Origin of the sequence: Tumidithrix helvetica PCC 7403, assembly GCF_965232925.1 — a bacterium.
In the GTDB taxonomy this organism is placed as follows: domain Bacteria; phylum Cyanobacteriota; class Cyanobacteriia; order Pseudanabaenales; family Pseudanabaenaceae; genus Tumidithrix; species Tumidithrix helvetica.
The window spans coordinates 164,381-185,761 of sequence record NZ_CBDDRA010000006.1; the positions used below are offsets into that span (position 1 = coordinate 164,381).

General features: G+C 44.5%; 16 protein-coding genes and 2 pseudogenes. 6 read left to right on the forward strand and 12 right to left on the reverse strand.

From position 1 onward, the window contains the following. Positions 1–81 precede the first annotated feature (81 nt). Both ACP2WE_RS07945 and ACP2WE_RS07950 read left to right on the forward strand, forming a co-directional pair. Complete coding sequence (locus tag ACP2WE_RS07945) at positions 82–2,391, forward strand: PAS domain S-box protein (RefSeq protein WP_425215017.1); 2,310 nt, start codon at positions 82–84, stop codon at positions 2,389–2,391. After that, a complete protein-coding gene (locus ACP2WE_RS07950) occupies positions 2,384–3,613 on the forward strand; it encodes a hybrid sensor histidine kinase/response regulator (RefSeq protein WP_425215018.1) in 1,230 nt (409 codons plus the stop codon). The genes ACP2WE_RS07945 and ACP2WE_RS07950 overlap by 8 nt, the downstream gene beginning before the upstream one ends. A gap of 32 nt (positions 3,614–3,645) precedes the next feature. On the opposite strand, the gene ACP2WE_RS07955 is transcribed toward ACP2WE_RS07950, so the two are convergent. Continuing rightward, complete coding sequence (locus ACP2WE_RS07955) at positions 3,646–5,328, reverse strand: hypothetical protein (RefSeq protein WP_425215019.1); 1,683 nt, start codon at positions 5,326–5,328, stop codon at positions 3,646–3,648. A 370-nt stretch (positions 5,329–5,698) separates the two neighbouring features. Between ACP2WE_RS07955 and ACP2WE_RS07960 the strand changes: the two genes are divergently transcribed. Then, a complete protein-coding gene (locus ACP2WE_RS07960; protein ID WP_425215020.1) occupies positions 5,699–6,571 on the forward strand; it encodes a shikimate dehydrogenase in 873 nt (290 codons plus the stop codon). A 21-nt stretch (positions 6,572–6,592) separates the two neighbouring features. Here ACP2WE_RS07960 and ACP2WE_RS07965 read toward each other — a convergent pair whose 3' ends face one another. The 7 genes and pseudogenes from ACP2WE_RS07965 to ACP2WE_RS07995 form a co-directional block, all read right to left on the reverse strand. Further along, positions 6,593–7,111, reverse strand: a complete 519-nt coding sequence (locus tag ACP2WE_RS07965; protein WP_425215021.1) for a DUF1499 domain-containing protein — start codon at positions 7,109–7,111, stop codon at positions 6,593–6,595. A 201-nt stretch (positions 7,112–7,312) separates the two neighbouring features. Further along, the gene (locus ACP2WE_RS07970) at positions 7,313–7,702 is read right to left on the reverse strand and encodes an alr0857 family protein (RefSeq protein ID WP_425215022.1); all 390 of its coding nucleotides are present in this window, start codon (positions 7,700–7,702) and stop codon (positions 7,313–7,315) included. Between the two features lie 42 nt (positions 7,703–7,744). Further along, complete coding sequence (locus ACP2WE_RS07975) at positions 7,745–8,269, reverse strand: HNH endonuclease (protein ID WP_425215023.1); 525 nt, start codon at positions 8,267–8,269, stop codon at positions 7,745–7,747. Between the two features lie 102 nt (positions 8,270–8,371). Then, complete coding sequence (locus tag ACP2WE_RS07980; RefSeq protein WP_425215024.1) at positions 8,372–8,749, reverse strand: hypothetical protein; 378 nt, start codon at positions 8,747–8,749, stop codon at positions 8,372–8,374. Positions 8,750–9,055: 306 nt separating this feature from the next. Then, entirely contained in the window at positions 9,056–10,252 is a 1,197-nt protein-coding gene (locus ACP2WE_RS07985) for a Coenzyme F420 hydrogenase/dehydrogenase, beta subunit C-terminal domain (protein ID WP_425215025.1), read from the reverse strand. A 626-nt stretch (positions 10,253–10,878) separates the two neighbouring features. Further along, on the reverse strand, positions 10,879–11,772 hold the full coding sequence (locus ACP2WE_RS07990; protein ID WP_425215026.1) for a TIGR04168 family protein: 894 nt from the start codon (positions 11,770–11,772) through the stop codon (positions 10,879–10,881). A gap of 37 nt (positions 11,773–11,809) precedes the next feature. Continuing rightward, positions 11,810–11,929, reverse strand: a pseudogene (locus ACP2WE_RS07995) (IS701 family transposase); the annotation flags it as partial. 258 nt (positions 11,930–12,187) lie between these two features. Here ACP2WE_RS07995 and ACP2WE_RS08000 point away from each other — a divergent pair. Continuing rightward, positions 12,188–12,449, forward strand: a pseudogene (locus ACP2WE_RS08000) (transposase); the annotation flags it as partial. A gap of 88 nt (positions 12,450–12,537) precedes the next feature. Here ACP2WE_RS08000 and mnmG read toward each other — a convergent pair. Next, positions 12,538–14,448, reverse strand: coding sequence for a tRNA uridine-5-carboxymethylaminomethyl(34) synthesis enzyme MnmG (gene mnmG, locus ACP2WE_RS08005; RefSeq protein ID WP_425215027.1), 1,911 nt, complete (start codon positions 14,446–14,448; stop codon positions 12,538–12,540). A 425-nt stretch (positions 14,449–14,873) separates the two neighbouring features. Here mnmG and ACP2WE_RS08010 point away from each other — a divergent pair, with 425 nt between their 5' ends. Next, on the forward strand, positions 14,874–15,299 hold the full coding sequence (locus ACP2WE_RS08010) for a beta/alpha barrel domain-containing protein (RefSeq protein ID WP_425215028.1): 426 nt from the start codon (positions 14,874–14,876) through the stop codon (positions 15,297–15,299). Positions 15,300–15,424: 125 nt separating this feature from the next. Here ACP2WE_RS08010 and ACP2WE_RS08015 read toward each other — a convergent pair whose 3' ends face one another. After that, on the reverse strand, positions 15,425–16,387 hold the full coding sequence (locus ACP2WE_RS08015; protein ID WP_425215029.1) for an orange carotenoid protein N-terminal domain-containing protein: 963 nt from the start codon (positions 16,385–16,387) through the stop codon (positions 15,425–15,427). A 227-nt stretch (positions 16,388–16,614) separates the two neighbouring features. Between ACP2WE_RS08015 and ACP2WE_RS08020 the strand changes: the two genes are divergently transcribed. Next, positions 16,615–18,129, forward strand: a complete 1,515-nt coding sequence (locus ACP2WE_RS08020; RefSeq protein WP_425215030.1) for a UbiD family decarboxylase — start codon at positions 16,615–16,617, stop codon at positions 18,127–18,129. Between the two features lies 1 nt (position 18,130). On the opposite strand, the gene ACP2WE_RS08025 is transcribed toward ACP2WE_RS08020, so the two are convergent. Together ACP2WE_RS08025 and idi are read right to left on the reverse strand one after the other, a co-directional pair. Next, on the reverse strand, positions 18,131–20,656 hold the full coding sequence (locus ACP2WE_RS08025; RefSeq protein WP_425215031.1) for a CHAT domain-containing protein: 2,526 nt from the start codon (positions 20,654–20,656) through the stop codon (positions 18,131–18,133). A 4-nt stretch (positions 20,657–20,660) separates the two neighbouring features. Continuing rightward, entirely contained in the window at positions 20,661–21,194 is a 534-nt protein-coding gene (gene idi, locus ACP2WE_RS08030) for an isopentenyl-diphosphate Delta-isomerase (protein WP_425215032.1), read from the reverse strand. Positions 21,195–21,381 lie beyond the last annotated feature (187 nt).

A 21,381-nucleotide genomic window follows, 5' to 3' on the forward strand; every position in this document is an offset into this window, starting at 1 on the left:
AATCGTAGCAACACTCTGTTTAAGATCTGCTATATGTTAAATGGAGTGAATGCTTAATGGTTTAAGCAAAATCCTAACAGTATGCAAGAAGCGATTAAAACTTTGGTTAGTGCAGAACAAATGTACTTATTAGAGTTTATGTTCGAGCAAGCCAGAGACATTATTTTGATTACGACTTCTACGCAAGAAGATCCAATCAATACCGCCTTTCATTCTCCAATTGTCTATGCAAATCCTGCATTTACCAAACAATTTGGTTGCACCCTTGCAGAAACAATAGGGAGTACTCGAAATATACTTCAAGGCGATCGCATCCATGCCGTATCGGTCACAAGCTCATTACCGCCGATCCAAGTCGAACTGCACTGCGATCGCCAAGATGGCTCTATATACTGGGGCGAATTGAACTTATCCCCGATTGCCAATCAGGTGGGAGAGCAGACCCATTGGTTAATCGTCGAACGTGATATTACAGAAAAAAAACAACAAGAAGTTCTGCTAAAAGAACAACTTCAGCAAATTACAGCATCTTTTCAAGCCAATGCGAGCGTCCTTGCTCAAGTAGAGCAAACCCTGCAAGACAAAAAAGACTTTCTCCAGTTATTTATGGATAACATCCATCAGCAAATTTTCTGGAAAGATCGCAACTCGGTATTTCAGGGATGCAATAAAAACTGGGCAAAGGCTGCAAAATTAGAAAGCACCGAGTTTATCATTGGCAAAACTGACTACGATCTGCTGCCAAACCGCGAAGTCGCTGATAATTATCGCGATCAAGATCGGCGCATTATGGAGAATAATACGCCTGAGTTACATGTAATTGAAACCAAGCAAAAAAAAGATGAGAAAGGTCAGCAACGCTGGCTAGATGTCAGTAAAATCCCCTTTCATAACTCAATGGGTGAAGTCGTAGGGTTGCTCTGCACGATTGAGGATATTACAGAACGAAAACTAGCAGAAGATGCCCTACGGGCAAGTGAAGAAAAACTTCGCCGCATTTTTGAAAATGCACCGATTGGAATTGTGCTCTGTACTGTGAATGGTTTATTTGTAGAAGCAAACCCTACTTTTTGTCATATGTTGGGTTTTACAGAAGCAGAATTAAGGGAATTAACCTTTCAGGAAATTACCTATCCATCTGACTTGCATCAGGAACTAAGTTACGTGCAGAAGTGTCTGCAAAATGAAGTTCATCAGTTTCAACTTGAAAAACGATTTATTAGAAAAGACAAACAAAAAGTTTGGGTTAAGCTTTTAGTTTCCATGATTAGAGATGAGTCCGATCGCCCTCTCTACAGTTTGGCAATGGTCGAAGATATCAACGACCGCAAAGAATCAGAGGAAGCTTTAAGACAAAGTGAAGAACGCTTTCGCAAAATCTTTGAAGAAGGTCCCCTTGGAATGGCAATTATTGGCTTTAACCAAAGGTTGATTAAAGTTAATCATATGCTCTGTCAAATGTTTGGTTACACTGAAGTAGAGCTAATGAGTCGTCCCTTTAACTCCCTTACCCATCCTGCGGATGTGGTTAAAGATGCCATACTCGCAAAGCAACTTTACTATGGCAAAATTCCTCAATATCAAATTGAGAAGCGGTGTATTAAGAAAAATCGTGAAGAAATCTGGGTATTGCTCACTGCCTATGTAGTGCATGACAAAAACGGTAAAACCATGCACAGCTTGGCGATGATTCGCGACATCACAAAGCAAAAGCAAGCACAGGAGTTAATTTCAGCATCTTTACGCGAAAAAGAAGTACTGATCAAAGAAATTCATCACCGCGTTAAAAATAATTTACATGTCATTGCAAATCTACTAGATTTGCAATCTCAGTATATTGAGGATGAGCAAATCTTGAGTTTATTTAGTGATTGTCAAAATCGAATTCATTCGATGGCGCTAATTCACGAACAACTTTACCAGTCTCCCACTGTAGGAGAGGTAAACTTTAGCGAATACATTCAAAGCTTGATCGATAACCTTTTTGATTCTTTTAGTACCCATGCCTGTGACATCAAACAGGAGATTGATGCAGAAGCAATTACTTTAAATATGGAAACCTCAATTCCCTGTGGCTTAATCATCAATGAAATCGTCTCTAACTCACTTAAGTATGCTTTCCCAAATCATCAAAGTGGTTTGATTAGAATTCGCTTTTATGCTGACTATAATACAAGTGATAGAGTACTGCATTTAATCGTGCGTGATAATGGTATCGGCATGAATAAAGATTTTGATTGGCAAAATTCAAGTACGCTAGGTTTGCGCTTAGTCCGTATTCTTACTCGTCAGTTAGAAGGCACCCTAGAACTAGATACAACCGCTGGAACACAGTTTCACATCAGTTTCAGAGAGCTGAAATATAGAGAAAGGTTGCATACTCATGACTAAAGCTAAAATCCTGATCGTGGAGGATGAAGCGATCGCTGCGGAAAACTTATCGGTACGCCTGCAACAACAGGGTTACACGATCTCAGGTATCGTTGACTCAGGCGTAGAAGCAATCCAGTCCGTAGATCGACTACAGCCCGATCTCGTACTGATGGATATCATGATCAAAGGTGACATGGATGGCATTAGTGCGGCAGAACAAATTTACGCTCAACATCAAATTCCAGTTGTTTACATGACAGCTTTTGCCGATGAAAAGACCCTAGAACGAGCCAAGCTCACCGAACCATTTGGGTATATTGTTAAGCCATTTAAGATTCCAGAGTTACGTGCTGCCGTAGAAGTGGCGCTCCGCAAATATCAATCTGAAATGCTAACACGTCAATCGCTAGAACATGCACGCGCCATTAGTAATCTCAGAGCGGAACTAGTGGCTTTAGTTTCCCACGAATTTCGCAATCCGCTATCCTCCATTCGGATAGCAGCAGATATGTTAGAAGTGCAAGACCGAGTTTGGTCTCACGATGAAAAGAAACAACGATTTCAAAGGATTCGTAAAGCCGTAGATCGCTTGTCTGGCTTTCTTGATAATATGCTCACGGCAAGTCAATCTGAATCAGGAAAATGGGAACCTTCGCCTAGCTACTTCGATCTAGAGAAATTTTGCCGAGAATTGCTTGAAGAGTTAAAACTCATCTCTTCGGATAGTCATACAATCATGTTCATCAAGCATTTTAGTGAAGCTCACCTCGATCGCAGGGATCGCGATAAACATCAAACTTCTTTGAAATATCAACAAGTATTTAGAGATTCTTCGGTTCCACCCGTGTTTATGGATCAAAAAATGTTAGGGCATATTTTGATCAATCTGCTATCTAATGCGATTAAGTATTCCTCCTATGGAAGTGCCGTAGCATTAGAACTAGAATATGTACTCGATCCTGACCATCAGTCTTTTGCTTCCGATGCAATTTATTCTAATCCTAGCCAAGTTCGCATTCATGTTCGCGATCAGGGTATTGGGATTTCTGCTGAAGATCGAGAACGCGTGTTTGAGTCTTTCTTTCGTTCTAAGTATGCGGGAAATGTTACGGGGTTTGGGCTAGGCTTAGCAATTGTCAAAAACTTTGTGGACTTATGTAAAGGCACGATCGCAGTCGAAAGTGAAGTAGGCGTGGGGACTACATTTACCGTGACATTACCTTGGATATTTCAACCATGACCGAATTCGCGATGATTGGATTATCGTGTCATCTAATTGCTGTTGTTGGAGGGTGGAGCAGGCTTTTTACCGACATTTTTGATGTCAATAAATTTCCCAAGTAGGTCAAACCAAAATGAGGCTCCCATGGAAATTGCGATCGCGCTCACTAGCCACCCACATAATGTAATCACTGGAGCCGCAATTTCAATGCCAAATAACCAACGAATGCTCTTTTTTTGTTGTAGAGATGTTACGGAATCTCCCCAACCAATCGGTAAGGAAATTGCATCGGCAGCAAAGTTAATCCGATCGATCGTATCTCGATCTAATTTCTGAGGATTCTTTGACTTCTGAGCAGTTCGATCGGGAGAGTTATTAACTACAATACTTTCGGCACTCTGACTAATGGTTTCTCGTAAAATTCTATCTTTGCTTAAGCGATCGATAATATGGAATGTGTCAGCATTTGCGACCACAGCGATCGTAAAACCAAGGATGAGCGCTACCAGTTTTGCATTGCGTTTGTAAACTCCCGCAGCCCTGAGCATCGAGTGATCGAACCAGTTTTCAATATCATTTTGAAATTGAGAGAACTGTTGTTCGATATCTTCAACTTTTGCTTGCGATCGCTTGGCAAGATCGTAAATACTACTCTGTAAATAGGTTGGCAATTTCGGTAATTTATCAATTAACTTTTTGAGCTTGCGGCTAATTTCATTATTGCGAAAAGTCACATATAAAAGCAAACCTTGCGCAATATATTCAACGATGTAGGGATCTTTTTCTCTATAATGGGTCAAGAATTTTTCATCTTCTACAATTTTTTTAACATCATCAAATTTTCTGCCGTTGATTCGGGATAGAACTTTTTCGACTCTTGGATCTTGAAAAACCAGAATCATTTGAATGACGTCCAACAATGTAGGCGTTACTTGTTTGAGTAAGATCTTCTTATATTCAGGTGAAAGACCGTAGTATTTTTCTTCTGAGTCTTGGGCTTGAAAAGGGTCTTCAAATAGATCGAATCTTTGTTCTGCCTTGGCAGCTTCGGCAAATCGATCCAACGCCTCAGAAACATCGATCCTGTCACTATCTAGATCTTTGTATATCTCTTCTTTAGCATCTTTATACCAATCAGGTAGGTATCGACCCTCACCTACTCTGACTTCATCTAATTTGTCTTTTAATTGTTCTTCCAATTTAGAAAGAAGAGCTTCTAGCCTTAGCCTCGTAATTAACCGCGTTAAAATGGGTACTTGCAGCGTTTCAAGAAAACTACTTGTAAATGCCTCTTTTGTGACATAAGAAGGTCCACTCGAATTTCCTTGACCAAACACTCCTTCTCCCTCTTTTGCGATCGCTTCATCCGAAATATTTACGTTAGGCAGGATATTTGTTCCTTGGCGGAACCATTTCCGAAACAGTCGAAATACAAAGCCAAACATCTGACTGATTAACCGTGGGAACCTTGGCAAAAGACCTCTTGCCTCATGATTCATGTCTTTAATCTGTTGATGCGCATAAATCTGATTTGCTAATTCTCTGACTCTAGAAAATTCTTCTATTTCCCGATCGTTTCCAGACAAGAGTCCTTCTATGGACTCTTTTAAATGGACTGCTCGCCATTGCAGCACCGTCGTAATTAATTCTTGGATTTCTGAAGCAATTAAACTGAGGCTTAGATAAATAAAAACTAAACCAATTGCAATATCTAGAATTGGAGATAAGCCCATACTTTTTATCTACGATATTTTTTGTGATTTTGAACAGCCTGGCCGGAAATTTTTAGGGAAAATAGAAGGAATAAAGGAGTTGATAGTCTACTATATTTGTCGTGAAAATCGGCATGCCTCGATCGATTTTGCGATTAGTTCTTGGTAATATAGCAGTCACTTTGGCTTATTGCCTTCTGCGTACCATCACAACTATGATTAATATTTGTACTGTTACGCGCAAAAATAGGCTGTATCAGATCTGATACCATTTTCAAAAAATGATGCAACGCATCTTTTTGAAAAGACCGCGCTCTGTGCGGAACACAAAATCCGATCTGTCGCAAATTCAAGAGAAATTGGTATGAAATAGGTTCAGCGAGGGAAAAGCATGGGACAAGTCCTAGGTACAACTAAACTTTTAGGTGTGATGGGATGTCCTGTAACACATAGTCTTTCGCCCGTCATGCACAACGCAGCCTTGACGGTCATGCAGCTTGATTATGTTTATATTCCTTTACCTGTGGCGATCGACGACCTCACCGTTGCCGTGTCAGGTTTAAAAGCAGTCAGTGCATTGCAGGGCTTTAATCTCACGATTCCTCACAAACAAGAGATTATGCCGATGCTCGATCGAGTGGATGGGATCGCGCAGGCTGTTGGGGCAGTCAACACCGTCAAACGGGTAGAAGATGGGTGGGTTGGCACAAATACAGATGTCGCTGGTTTTTTAGCGCCACTCAAATCGCTTGCACTGAACTGGCATAGAATTCCTGCCGTAATCTTAGGGAGTGGTGGTGCGGCAAGAGCTGCGATCGCGGGTTGCTTGCAATTAGGCTGTTCTGCCATTCATATTGTGGGTCGTGACTCTAAAAAGATGAAACGATTTCACGGTCAAATGACTAGCCAGTTAAACGACTACAATCTGCGCGTTCATACATGGAACTCTTTACCGAATTTATTAGAAATTGCTGGACTCGTTGTAAATGCCACGCCAATCGGTATGGCGGAAGATCCAAATACGCCTATCTCGGCGGAAGATATGGCTTTGTTGCCTGAGAGCGCTATCGTCTATGACTTAATTTATATTCCTCGCCCTACAAGATTTTTGCAACTCGCTACTGCAAGGGGCTTAAAAGCAATGGATGGTTTAGACATGCTCTTACATCAAGGGGCGATCGCTTTAGAATTTTGGGTGGGTCAACCCGCCCCGATTGACGTTATGCAGCAGGCATTACTCAATCAACTAGCGTCACGCTCTTAAACATACTTAAACAAAATGACATTAGGCCATATCTTGTAGCTTCGTTCTGATTGCTTCAACCCGTTTGCGATTTACGCCCAAATCTGACTGACCTAAACGGGAAGCAGAGCGAACTTCAATCACCCCTCCATCCCGATTGAGATAGAACTCCACATCATCGACATATCCCATTAAAGCGCTGGTAAATTCTGCATAGAGATAATCTTCCGTTTCAGAAATTATTTTCGTTCTCTCTAGACTTTGAATCACGGTTTTTAACTCAGCGATCGCCTTTGTAGGATCGCCTTTGTAGCGAATCGGCTCGATTTTGTGCTCTAGATCTGAGCTTTGACTAGACACACAATTAGGCGAATTAGGACATGGGGATAGTTTCCCTGCTTGCACACCTAAGTTATTTGGGCGAGTACCAGAGAAAGAAAATAATGCCATAGGGATAATTTTATGGGGGGATAAGGGAATTGCCATAACTGGAGTGGCTAAACCAATCCAAGCCATTGTAATCATCAGAATACCGATTAAAGTTGTTAAACGCTTGTGCATAGAGAAGTATTTAGTGGCTATGGACTGGCTTAAATTATAGCTGTTTGCGATCTTGCTCCTCAAGAGGCTTGCGGCAGAGCCTTTGCATACAAATTTGGGTTTCTACAGAATTATTCCAAGCAATAGAAACGAAGCATTCGCAGTGATACTTGATCTTTTAAAACAAATATCTACAGGAATGCTTCGCCCTTATAGGGAATTTTAGTTAGAAAGCGGCAAGAGAATCATGCTGAACTGCCATAATTTAAACAGAGCAGATTCAATTCGATCGCTGAGTGTAACAGCAAAGATGCCAATTTCGGCATCAGGGGTAGAAGTAATCCAGTGACCGCGAGCGATACTGACTTCCACACAGTCGCTGTCCACCAAGTCGATCGCGATTTGATGCATTGCTTCTTGGTTGATTGCCATCACCAATTCCGTTAGCGTGGGCACGCCATTAGGTAACAGCATCGAAGCACTGCTCGTGCCAATGGCGATAGGTTGACTGGCACAGCGAGCGATCGCCACACGGGTATTGATAAATTCATCGATACCGATGTCGAGCTTCTCAACGTACAATCCATTTTCAGTAAAAATAAGCTTCAACATGTTTTTAGAAGCGTTCCTCGATAAGTGACGTTGCGAGAGATTTCAAGAGGTTTGATGTTCGCGCCAAAACTGTTCGGCAAAGCCAACGGTCGGATGCGTTGGGGCTTTAGGTTTTGAGCGCAGGGGCATATTGGCTTCAAGGGGCGTGCGGTTTCCTTTGCGCAGGTTGCATGGTTCGCAAGCTGTAACTACGTTTTCCCATGTGTGCGGGCCGCCTTGGGCGCGGGGAATAACGTGATCTAGCGTCAGTTTCTTGGTGCTACCGCAGTACTGACAAGCTTGGCGATCGCGACGGAGGATTTCACGCCGACTCACCGCTGGGATTTTCCAATGCCGTTCTGATTTGCCGATCGTTAACCGAATGTGTTCGGGCACGTGTAGTTCCAATCGCGGCGAGCGCACTTGCCAACCAACTTGACTAAATAAATCGAGAGGTTCAGCTCTACCTGTGACCAGAAGGGCGATCGCGCGTTTGATGTTGATACGGCTGATCGGCAAATAGTTTTGTGAAAATACCACTACAGACTGGCTGAGAACTTCTGGTTGGATTTGACCTGTGTATGTCACTGTTTTACTCCTCAAGTTATTCGTCAAATTTCTTAGCAAACTAAAACCCCCACTTTCTCTGTATGAAAGCGGGGGCAAGGGTAAGGGGGTTCTACCTATGCTTTATGTCGGTATGGCTGTCAGCCAATACCTCCCGCTTGTGTTGTGTGCTCTAATCTTGTCTATATCTAGATTTAGTGAATTCGGCGAATTATGGGGGCTGCGCTCTGAGCGATGGCGATCGGATTTTGCATATAGTTTGCTTTCAAAACTAGAGCTTCCAAAACTAGAGTTTCCAAAACTGGCGACTGCATGAAGTTTGCAGCTATCGTTTGTGCCTTTCGCAGTTCCTGCTCCCATACCCGTTTTGGTAATGGGGCAGCCCGTCCACAGATTTTCCTGTAACACAAACATCTCTGCCAAAATTCCAACAAACGATTGTGTAAACCGTCTGAGGCTGGTGGCGAGAATCATGGGTTGTAAGGTATACAAGGAAAACATGGCTTTTGGGCGCAGTTAGCGTTTAACGAAATGAATGAAGTGTTGAAAGCTGAAAACCTAAAATTACAAGTTGACGTGCTACAACCGTAGTATAAGCATAATCGCCTTATTTTGTAAACCATCGTTTTTGGTCAATTTAAAAGCGATCGCTTTTTCTTTGAGGGGCGATCGCATCTCACGCTTTCTATCAAAAAGTAGCGGATATTAAATTTGACCGCGAGTTTTAATGTTTTCTAGCAGTGTTGGCAGTGTGTCAGTGTCACATTCGGTGCAGTCTCTTTGTCCTAAAAGTGAAAGGAGTCTCAATTACTGCTTAGGCAGCTTATAGCGAGAGATAATGCGCTTGGCAAACTCGGGTACATGCGCTTCTAGTTTTTTGGGATAGTTACGCTTGACATAGAGATAATTGCGTACAAAGTGAGAGTCAATTGAAAAGCGACCGTATTCTAGTCCTTTGGGCCCAATTTTATTTACAAAGAAATTAATTAGGTAAGCCAACCACATCGGAATCGTTGTGGCATTGTCATAGGCGGCAATGCCCTGTTGGACTGCAGCGGTGCGATCGCCATTGGACATCACGGCTTGGGTTTCTAGCTGATCTTTGACCATCTCCAGCATTTCCTTACCCGTGTCATTGCGAACGACAATCCATTGCCAGCCAAAGGGGGCACCCATATAACCCACCACCAGATCGGCAAGCGCATTGACATAGTCAAAGCAAGTCATACAGGAAGGTGCGAATACATCCTTCAGTTCCTTCGTATTCAGTCCAAAAAATGGAACCTTCTCAATCGAACCATCGGAATGCTTGAAATGGACGTTAAAGTCCTGCATAAATTCGTAATGTACGACGGTTTCAGGCGATCGGCTCGTGGTTTCGAGAAATTTCTGCAAGCCAGCGCGGTTGACATTATCGACACAGGGCGTACCGAGGACATAGAGCTTTTCTAGACCCAACTGTTTTTCGACAGTTCGCAAGGCTTGAATTTGGCAACCAACGCCAATTACGAGCAAGCGCTTCATGCCAGACTGTTCAATTTGCTCTAGCACTGATAGGTTGGGCGAGAGCGTGGGTTTATTTACCCTTGCTGCCAGAATCTCGGCAGGGGTGCGGGCAATCACGGGTTGGGGTTTAAAGCGATCGCTTTCACTAGACTGGACGCAAACCACACCCTCTACCATACCTTTGGTCAGCATTTCAATGGCAATGCTACTGACAATGCCCGTCCACTGTGCGCCTTCGATTGGCTCAGTTTTACGCGCGGCGATCATGTCTTGATGCACGCCAAAATATAGCTCGCGATCGCTGTCAAGGTTGCGATCTCGTCCGTGAGACTGGGTTTCTAGTTCGCCAATATGCTGCGTGATGAAAGCACAGGCTTCTTTAACGTAGTGAATATAGTAGGTATCACACAAACCACATTCACTGCAGAGTTCTTTGGCAGGGCGACGCTTGACACTAGGCAAAGCCTTGGCTTTGTGATGAGCAGGTGTGATAGGCATGAAAAGTTTAGATCTAAAAAGTTGGACTGAATTTGATTTTGCTAACTTTAACTACCTTAAGATATTTTGACCAAGTTTATGATTCCCCTACACTATTGATTCTTTGGATTCTTTGGATTCTTTGGATTCCTTGCGATCGCAGATGCATCTTATGCCACTACGAAGCAACTGGTGGGAAACGCGATCGCGGGCTCATCGGGATTGTAGTAAATCGCCATTTTGACGTAAGTGTAAACGGATTGCTATAGATGCCTTTACAGCAATTCTCATTAAGGAAATTTAACTACTGTTAGGCGGGAGATCTAGCTCTAAGCCTTGAATCATAAAAGTCAGTAGACGATCCCAGCTATCAAAAAAGAGTTTTTGTAAACTACCTTGCCATCAAGTCTGGTTACAATTATACCAATTTCCTAAATGTTTGCGACAGATCGGGTTTTGGATTCCGCGCAGAGCGCGGTCTTTTCAAAAAGATGCGTTGTCATTTTTTGAAAATGGTATAAGTCAATTAATAGAGGTGCCCTTTAGGGATATGCATTCTTTCTTGAGAGGAATTACATAAGGAAGTTTCTACGGTTCTTATGGAACTCAACCACTGCCAATATCTCTGAAATTGAATTCAGTCAGTTTTATAAAGGTCTTGAATAGAGAACTTGTTCGGATTTTATTTGAAACGTAGGATCTAGCCAAACCAAGGATATTTGAGTCACTTGTCCTGCAGTTAGTTGTACGAGGGAGAAATTGCGGTGACATCCGTCCAGCTTTTGCACAATGCGGGGTACGCTGGCAGCATTGAGGAATACCGTACCACGATCGTTCACCGCGATCGCTTCGCGTAGGCGCGTGTTATTGCGCAGTTTGTGGTGCATATGTCCAAAAGTTGCAAAGGGAACTGCTTTGGGTAGTTCGTAGATAGCTGCGATCGCTTCGGCAAAATCAGGATCGCCATGATCGCCACCCACAGGTTGCCAGTCCTTACCGCAGGGATTGTAGTCGCGATCGCCCAAACCAGTGGGACCGTTGTGACTGAGCAAAAGCACTGTGTTATAGGCAGTTTGCTTCGCACTCTCGATAATCCGCTGAGTAGATTCGGCAAAGCCATGGATGCCATAGCGATCGCGTAAAAAATCGCCATTTTTCCATTCTTCTCCACCCCAGCTAAATGGACGTGCGCCCACGACTGATAAATTCAAGTCAGGAAAGTCCAAGTAGCCATAGCCAACATGGGTCTCTCCCAGTAGATCGAGTTGTTTCTGCACCCGATCTTCGGTCTTATGGTCGTAAGGACTTTTACTTTTGCCCCAATCAGAGGCACTGTACCAAGCGTCATGATTTCCCAGAATTACAGCTTTGGGGATATCTATCTTGGCGATCGCTCTCACAATTTCTACAGATTCATTGCCAAAGTCGCCCACAAACAATACCAAATCAACCCCTAGATGTTTAAGGGCTTGATGGTCTTCTTCTTGCCATTGATCGTGAACATCACCAATAACAGCGATCGTGAGAGTAGGCTTTGTCATTGCGGAGAGAATATCGTTTTTTAACTATTAACTGACCTTACGTGGAAGGAGCGGAAAGTCTCTGAAGCTCAGCAAAACTGGCTCTGATAGCATTCAAATATAACTTTTCCTTAATCGCAAAGTGATTCAGGAAAGTTTTTACCCGCAAAAACTCTAATACCAATTTCTTTTAAATTTGCAACAGATCGAATTTGGGGTTCCGCGCCGAGCGCGGTCTTTTCAAAAAGATGCGTTGCATCATTTTTTGAAAATGGTATAACTTCACAAAGGCATAGTAACAAGCAAAGATATGATTGCTTTGGGTGTTGACTATTCTAGTTGGAGACTTAGCGAGGGCAAGGAGACTGTAAATTAGATTGTGTAAATTGTAAAAGGTAGACAGAGACAACAATACATTACACAAGGAAAAAAGAAAATGCCGATTCGAAAGGAAATACTGGACGAACTGCTGAAAGACTACAAAACCCCACCAGGTTTATTTGGAGAAGCGGGGATTCTCAAGCAACTGACCACAGCTTTAGTAGAACGAGCGCTGGAAGCCGAACTATCAACACACCTGGGTTACGAGAAACACGAACGCAAACCTAAATCCAGAAAGTAACACCAGAAATGGCTACAGCCAGAAAACAATCCAAGGCGAATTTGGCAAAGCAGAAATTTCTGTCCCCCGCGATCGCCTCCATATCTAGATTTCAGAGTTTACACAATTTACTTGACACTCTCAATAGATGTTTCTTGGAACACCAGTGCGATCGCTCCTCAAGGTTATAAACCACTCGATTTACGCTTGGCAAGTTCCAAATATACAAGTAAAGCATTAATATCCGCAGGACTGACCCCACCAATGCGACTGGCTTGCCCCAGCGTCAGTGGTTGAATTTTATTCAATTTTTCTCGCGATTCCATGGAGAGCGTCTCAATTTGGCTGTAGTCGAGCTGAGATGGCAACTTGCGATCGCTCTGACGGGCAGTCGCCTCGATTTGCAACTGTTGCCGTTGAATGTATCCAGAATATTTGATTGTAATTTCGGCAGATTGCTGCTCGATCGCATCTAGTTTTTGATTGCCCAAGTCATAGCGGGTTAAGTCCAGATAGCGAATTCCTGGGCGGCGGAGCAAGTCGGCAAGCGTGATCGAGCCGTGAATCACCTCCCCTGTGGAAGCAGCGATCGCTTGCCCCACTTCTTCGTGTTCTTTAATCCGCGTATTTTGCAGCCGTTCTGCCTCTGCTTCAATATTTGCCTGCTTGGTGATAAATAGCTGCCAACGGCGATCGTCGATCAAGCCAATTTCACGCCCCAAGGGGGTGAGGCGTCGATCGGCATTATCAGAACGCAGGAGTAAGCGATATTCCGAGCGACTCGTGAGCATGCGGTAGGGTTCGCGCAGATCCTTGGTGCAGAGATCGTCAATCAAAGTCCCAATGTAGCTCTGATGGCGAGGGAAAGTCAGCATCTCTGTTTCGCTGGCATACCTAGCGGCATTAATACCTGCGACCAGACCTTGGGCAGCCGCTTCTTCGTAGCCCGTCGTGCCATTGATTTGACCTGCACAGAATAGACCTTCCACTTTTTTCGTCATCAGGGTAGGAAAGCATTGGGTGGCAGGAATAAAATCATATTCCACCGCATAGGCAGCCCGCAGCATTTGGCAGTTCTCTAGTCCGGGGAGCGTGCGCAACATCTGGAGTTGAATCGGTTCGGGCAACCCCGTAGAGAAGCCCTGAATATAGAGTTCTGGAATTTCTCGGCCTTCGGGTTCGATAAAAATCTGATGGCTTTCTTTATCGGCAAATCGCACGATTTTGTCCTCAATACTGGGGCAGTAGCGAGGACCTTTGGCATCAATAAAGCCACCGTATACAGGCGAAAGATGGAGGTTCTCTCGAATGATACGATGGGTTTCAGCCGTGGTGCGAGTGAGGTAGCAATTCATCTGTTCGCGTTCCACCCAAGCGGTCGGATCGAAACTGAACCAGTTCCGATCTTCATCGGGGGGCTGAGGTTCCATTTTACTGTAGTCCACCGTGCGTTTATCGACTCTTGCAGGGGTTCCAGTTTTTAATCTATCTGTGATAAAGCCCAATTCATTCAGGGTTTCCGTTAGACCTGTGACGGCAAATTCTCCCGCTCTGCCTGCGGACATGGAACGATTTCCCACCCAGATCTGACCGTTGAGAAAGGTTCCTGTGGTGAGAATCACTGCTTTACAGCCATAGCCGACGCCAAATTGGGTTTCTACCCCTAGAACCGATTTGCGATCGCCCCCCAAATTTTTAAGTACCAAGTTAACGACCGTTCCTTCGCGTATCTGTAAATTGGCTTGATTCTCTACCACCTTCTTCATTTCAGCCGCATATTCGCGCTTATCGGTCTGCGCTCGCAATGCCCACACCGCAGGTCCCCGCGATCGGTTGAGAATGCGCCGTTGCAGATAGGTGCGATCGGTGATCTTGCCAATTTCGCCACCGAGGGCATCGATTTCATGCACCAATTGCGATTTTGCGGGTCCCCCCACCGCAGGGTTGCAGGGCTGCCAAGCAATCCGATCTAGATTGAGCGTGAGTAGTAGGGTCTTTTTCCCCAGTCTTGCTGATGACAACGCCGCCTCACAGCCTGCATGACCTGCCCCTACGACAATGACTTCATATTCATCTAAAAACTCGACGTTGTTCATGGTTTTTGGTGGCTGTGAAATGTTGCTATGAAATGTGGCGATCGCGATCGCGGCAAAAGTTTCCGTATTTACAGATACTAGTTTACCGCAGCAAAAAAACGGCGATCTTGATTTTAAGGGACTTGCGACGCTGCTTTAAACCTTTGTGGCGATCTCCACAAAGGGATAGATCGAGAAAGTTTATAGAGTTTTCATAAAGAGAACTCTATATCTTGTTTGTGCTGCTGTAATCTCTTAACAGCCTTGCTTGCAGGGTTGCTGTCTCGAATAAACCCAATCACTAGAAGCTGGCTCCACATGACGCGCGATCGCTGAGAATCCCTGTAATGTGTTGTGAAACCTTTTAATTTGGGTAATGTTTAAGCCAGTTCGTTGCGGACAATTTTTCAGGTAATTTTCAATTTGAGTCCCTACAGGAAGACTTCATGCAATTTTTAAATCGGTATGTTTTTTGTGCTTTGTTAGTGGTTTTGAGTCTAGGTTTTGCTACGCCTAGCTTCGCTCAAGCTCTTAAGGTTGCGGACAGAGGTGCAGATTGTCTTGCCTTAGGTACGGCAATTCAAAAAATCACGCAGGTTGAGCCCAAAACTTCAGAGGAAGCCTTTACGTTTCTCAACACGATCGCCCAAGGTGTGCAAGAGGTGAAGCTATCGGAAGCTACTTTAAAGGAGTTACAAACTGGCTATGCCAAAGCGATCGTTAACCTCGCCCAAGCGATCAAAGTAATTGGCGATAAGAACCCTAAAGCCGAACCGTTTAAATCAGAAGTGTTTAAACCAGCCTTTGAAGCCTTCACTACGGAAATTACGCCTCTTTCCAAGCAGGGGCGAGCAGCTTGTACGCCCTCTTAAGGTAACAGCTAGATAATTGGTCGTTTTCACCCTTAAAAAACAGAACTGCGATCGGACGATCGCAGTTCTGTTTTTTTCAAGGCTACGTTTGTTGTGAAGGAGGTCTACTCTATTTTAGAGATACCTTAACCACGCGCAAGGTTGAGTAATTCCTTAGGAGATGCCAACAAATCGATCGCGACATAGAAAATCTTACCTTGAGGATTGAGGAGAAAGCGCCAAGCGATGTTCATGCCAACGCCGCCGCCAAACCAAGGAGTTTGAACCTTACCAGTGACTTTAATTTGGGTATAGCCATCTTCAATGGATTCGACTACACCGCGCTCAGGGAGCATTTTTAATCCCTGACATTCTTCGCCCATGTAGGTCAAAATCGCTTTTGGTCCCACAATTGGCTTTTGGAATGGCGGCTGTAATGCGCCTTCTTCGGCAAACAAACCCGCTGCCAGTGTAAATTCATAGGCATTCATGTAGTCGATATAGCTGAGAACGGTGTAGTTGGTAACGCCCTCGATTTTGGTTTGAACCCGCTCTGAAAGGGATGTTGGCACGCTTTTTGGGGCTTCGCGCTTGGCATATTCTTGCCCGACAGATGGGTTGTGACCCATATTGACAACCGTGTTACGCAGAACGGTGATTTGCTGACCTGGATCGAGATTTCTGATCGATGTCAGTACTGCCGAACCCTCTGGGCTGAGCTTATAGCCCACTGGGATAGGCGCGACTTGACCAAGTTTCATCATTTGACCAAGCTCGTACCAAAAGCCTAGTTTAGTATTGACTCTAAACGAAGAGTAAGTTCTTCCAATTTCTGTGTCAGCATTACTTGCAAGATCGAACATTACCTGAGATTGGTCTGCTGCAGACATTGTTTTGATTGCATTCAGGGTAGGCTCTGCCAAGATCATGCTTGCAGATCCAGTTGCAGCAGGGGTAATTGTCACACCCATTTCAGTGTAAGCAAACCAAAGTAAAGCCAATTGGTCTTCGACACTGAGTTTATTATATGCATCGGTAGTTTGAACTACCACATCAGCAATTTTTGTGCTTGAAAAGATTGACCGAGCTGACTCTAAAGTAACTGACATAATTTAGCTCCTTATATATTGAATTGAACGTAAGGTTTATCGTAATGACGAGTCGTTTGATCGACCTTAATAACCGTAAAGAAATATTAAAATTTATGAATGTATATTAAGGAATAGAAAATTAGAATTTGCGAATTTCATACCTAATGACGTAGTCCGAGAGGTATGGGGATATCAGTATCATATCTCTATAATGGGAGGGCAGATCTCAATCAGCCTTTTTTTTCATGACACGTAACCTTCGATCTTTTTTAAATTTGTTAGAGCAACGCCATCAACTTCATCGCGTTAAAGCACTGGTCGATCCCGATTTGGAAATTGCCGAGATTAGCAATCGACTCCTGCAATCTGGTGGACCAGCTCTACTATTTGAGAATGTCAAAGGTTCAAGTACGCCAGTCGTCGTGAATTTACTAGGCACAGTCGAGCGGGTGTGCTGGGCAATGGATATGGAAGACCAAATGGAACTGGAAGCATTGGGAGAAAAACTGGGAAAACTTCAAAGCCCTAAACCTCCAAAAAAAATCTCCCAAGCGATCGACTTTGGTAAGATTCTCTTTGATGTTGTTAAGTCTCGTCCACAGAAAGTTCTCTTTGGCAATGCCCCCTGTCAAGAAGTCGTATTACAAGGCGACCAGGTCGATCTGAATATCATCCCGATGATTCGGCCTTGGTGTCATGATGCGGGGAAGGTGATCACCTTGGGTTTAGTGATTACCAAAGACCCAGAAAATGGAATTCCGAATATCAGTGTCTATCGCTTGCAGCAGCAGTCAAAGGATACGATGACCGTGCATTGGCTGTCTGTACGTGGGGGAGCCAGACATTTACGCAAAGCTGCCGAGATGGGCAAGAAGCTAGAGATTGCGATCGCTTTGGGGGTCGATCCTTTATTAATCATGGCAGCCGCAACACCCATTCCAGTGGATTTATCGGAATGGATCTTTGCTGGACTCTATGGCGGCGAGGGCGTACAGCTTACCAAGTGCAAAACCATTGACTTGGAAGTTCCCGCTCAAGCTGAGTTTATTCTAGAAGGAACGATTACCCCAGGGGAAGTTTTGCCTGATGGGCCATTTGGCGACCACATGGGCTATTACGGCGGCGTGGAAGATTCGCCCTTGGTGAGATTTCAAGCCATTACCCACCGCCAAGATCCCATCTATCTCACCACCTTTAGTGGCAGACCGCCGAAAGAGGAAGCGATGATGGCGATCTCGCTCAATCGCATCTACACCCCGATTTTGCGGCAGCAGGTTACAGAAATTACTGACTTCTTTTTGCCGATGGAAGCCCTGAGTTATAAGGCAGCCATTATTTCGATCAAAAAATCATACCCAGGTCAAGCGCGACGGGCGGCCTTGGCATTCTGGAGCGCGTTACCCCAGTTCACCTATACCAAGTTTGTGATTGTCGTAGATGAAACGATCAATATTCGCGATCCGCGTCAAGTGGTTTGGGCATTAAGTTCTAAGGTCGATCCCGTGCGGGATGTGTTTATTTTGCCCCAGACACCCTTTGATACATTAGATTTTGCCAGCGAGCAAATTGGTTTGGGCGGTCGCATGGGAATTGATGCCACCACTAAGGTTCCCCCCGAAACCGATCATGAATGGGGAGAAGCGTTAGAAAGCGATCCTGATGTCGCGGCTATGGTCGATCTCCGCTGGGCTGAGTATGGTTTAGCCGATCTCAAACTGGATGAGGTGGACGCTAATTTATTTGGGTACGATATTCGCTAACTCATTCTGCCTCGCCAATTAGCGTAAAAGCCGCCCAATTAACGGGGTCAGGAAATTTAGCCTTGGTTGCTAACATCGCTTGGCGTAGGGCTTGAGCCTTATCGGGCTTGAGCTTTAAGGTCTGATAAAACTCTGCCATTAACGTTGCTGTGGGAGCATCAGGAATTGACCACAGCGATACGATCACGCTGGGAATCCCTGAGGTAATTAGAGAACGAGACAAGCCTATGACGCCATCGCCTGTAACCCTTCCCTGTCCAGTGTTACAGGCGCTCAGTACCACCAGTTCTGCATTTAAGCGCAGCTTTAAAATGTCACCCGAGGTGAGCAGTCCCCGTTTGTTTCGATCGTTCCGATCTTTCTGGTCTGGAGCTAAGGCGATCGCCCCAGGAATGTCAGCACCCTCCTTATCCCGATCGTCCCTCTTAAACTCATCTAGCAATCCATGCGTTGCCATATGCACGATCCTTGCCGAGCCCATAAGTTTTTCCACATTTGCGATCGTGGCGTCATTACCTGTGAGTAAATCGGTATGGAAAGAGCTATCTTTTTTGAACAAGTTCGCGATCGCTTCGGCTTCGGCTTTTGCACCTGGCAGATCGGGAAGTTGACGAGGCGGGATGCCAATACTGGGCATTGTCGGGTTGCCGACAATTAGGATATCTTGCAGGTTCGCCAATTTTACCTGTTGTCTGACTTGGTGGGTGAGATCGAGAACTTGAATAGCAGGAGCCGTAAGAATCGTGTGTTTTTCGATCAGATGTTTGCCCGAAGCATCCAAGAGGGCAGGGAATGGAATTAGAAATAATTCCCCTTGAGGGATGAAAATAATTCGTGCCGAGGGGTCAGTGGGAAGTAGCTCTACGATCGGTTGAATTAGGATCCCATTGAGATCGCGCAACCAAGGATAGGCTTTAAGTACGGGGTTTTTACTAGAAATAGGTGCCACATTCCTAGAATTAATCACCCCACGTAAATCGCTGATGACATCCACAAGAGGATTTTCTAAAGGGGTGAGATCGACCTGTTTAAAGGCTACTTCACCAGTGGGTTTAACAACCCAAATAAACAGCTTGTGATAGGTTCCCTTAAGTTTCCCTTGCACGAGATAGCTATCGTCGGGCATGAGGGCATATTCCACGAGAGTGGCATTTTGGGCTTTGGCGATCGCTTTGATTTGCGCGATCGTCGGTGATTTAATCGTTGCTAGTGAATTTTGGACTGAATTTTGAGCTTGATTTTTAGTCTGATCTTTGCTAGTTAAGCGGCGCGACAAAAGTTCGGCAAAGGCGCGCGATCGCCCCCTCTCGGCAATTTCCAGCGCTTCATCATATTGATTTTGAGCGACGAGAATCTGTTGCAAGAGGTTATAGGTATGAATCTGAGTATCAAAAATGGAAACCTTATCGCTATCCCCCAAATTATCGCGTAAGGATTCGAGAATCTCTAAAACCCTGCGAAACTTCTGCTCGGCTTCTGGATATTTTTTGAGTTTCCAAAGACTATAGCCCCAATTATTTAACGTCGATGCCTCCAGTTGCCGATCGCCGATTTGATGGGCAATTTGCCAGCTTTTTTCTTGGAAATCTAATGCCTTGGCGTAGTCCTTGAGACTGACATAAGCAAGCCCAATTCCACCGTTAGCACCAGCTTCTAGACGAAGGTTTTGCTTTGTTTTCGCGATCGCCAAGGCTTTTTGATAGTACTCAATCGCTTTTTGGAAGTCGCCGTTAACATGATAGATACCGCCCAAATTATTTAGAGCGTTTCCTTCTGCTTCTATAAAACCTATTTTTTGGGCTTCGATTTGACTCTGTTCGTAATGTTTTCTTGCCTCTTTGTAGTCCTCTTGAGCGCTGGAAATCGCGCCTAGGGTTGCTCGCGCAAGCACAACGCCAATTTTATTCTTAACCTCTTCAGCAATTTGCAAACTCTGTTCCAGATATTCCGTTGCCTTATTATAGTTACCTAAATTGAAATAGATATTTCCCAAGCTAGAGAGAACGATCCCTTCACCAGCCCGATCCTTGATGGCTTGGCGCACGAGTAACCCCTGTTGGTGGGATTCGATCGCTTTGCCATAGTCACCCAAGGAACGAAAGCTGTTACCAAGATTTCCGAGGGCATTGGCTTCTGCGACGCGATCGCCAAGTTTACGAGCTATCACCAATTGCTTTTGACAATAAACGATCGCTTGCTTATGATTCCCTAGCGATCGATAGGCTAATCCGATCGCATCTAAAACCGAGAGTTCGCCTTTGGCATCGTTTTGTTGTTGGTAGAGTTGGAGTGCTTTTTGCCATGTCTGAATCGCCGCTTCAAACTGACTGGCTTTATACTGTTCTGCGCCTTGGTTGAATAGCGTTTCTGCGGGAGATTTTGGGGTAGAACTTGGTTGCAGTGGTGTTGGTGACAAGGAAGCCGCGATCGCAGGTTTCACAAACAAGGTAATGGGAGAGAGTGCGGCAATATAAATTCCAGCCAAGAGCGATCCGATTGAAATTTTTGTTTGGTTTGCGATCGCCATAGCTCTATCCTCTCAAGATTTCAATAAACCGTTCTAGGCATTCGCGCAGCCAATAGGTGTAGTGCTGGGGATTTTGTTGAATGTCTGTTTGTAAAGCTTTTAAGCCCATCCATTGCCAATCTTCCACTTCTTCAGGATTGGGCATCGGCGATCCTTCGTAGCTACCCAAAAAGACGTGATCGTACTCATGTTCGATCAGACCGCGATCGAGTTTGGCGTGATAGACAAAGCTAAATAATTCTTTAAGCTCGCAAGAGAAGCCCATTTCTTCTTGCAAACGGCGATCGCAGGCAGACTCCAGCGTTTCATTCGGTCGTGGATGACTGCAACAGGTATTTGTCCATAAACCTCCCGAATGGTACTTGGCTTTGGCGCGTTTCTGTAGAAGCAATTCACCCTTAGCATTCATCACAAAAATTGAGAAGGCTCTGTGCAATTTGCCGTCAAGATGGGCTTGTAGTTTTTCAGCAACACCCACTTGGCGATCGCTTTGATCAACCAAAATCACAAATTCTTCTGTAGCTAGTGCTTGCGTCATCAATTCAAAATTCGCTATGTTAAATGACCTCAATAGAAATATTTTTTCATGTTTACTGACAGTTTTTAGAGCGATCGGAAGTTTCACTTTTATAAGCCTTCAGGTAAATTTGCTTATCTATTGTGGATAAAGCTTGTGGAGCAAGGCTTTTGAAAAAGCTGATAGCTAATCGCCGAATGCTAATGAC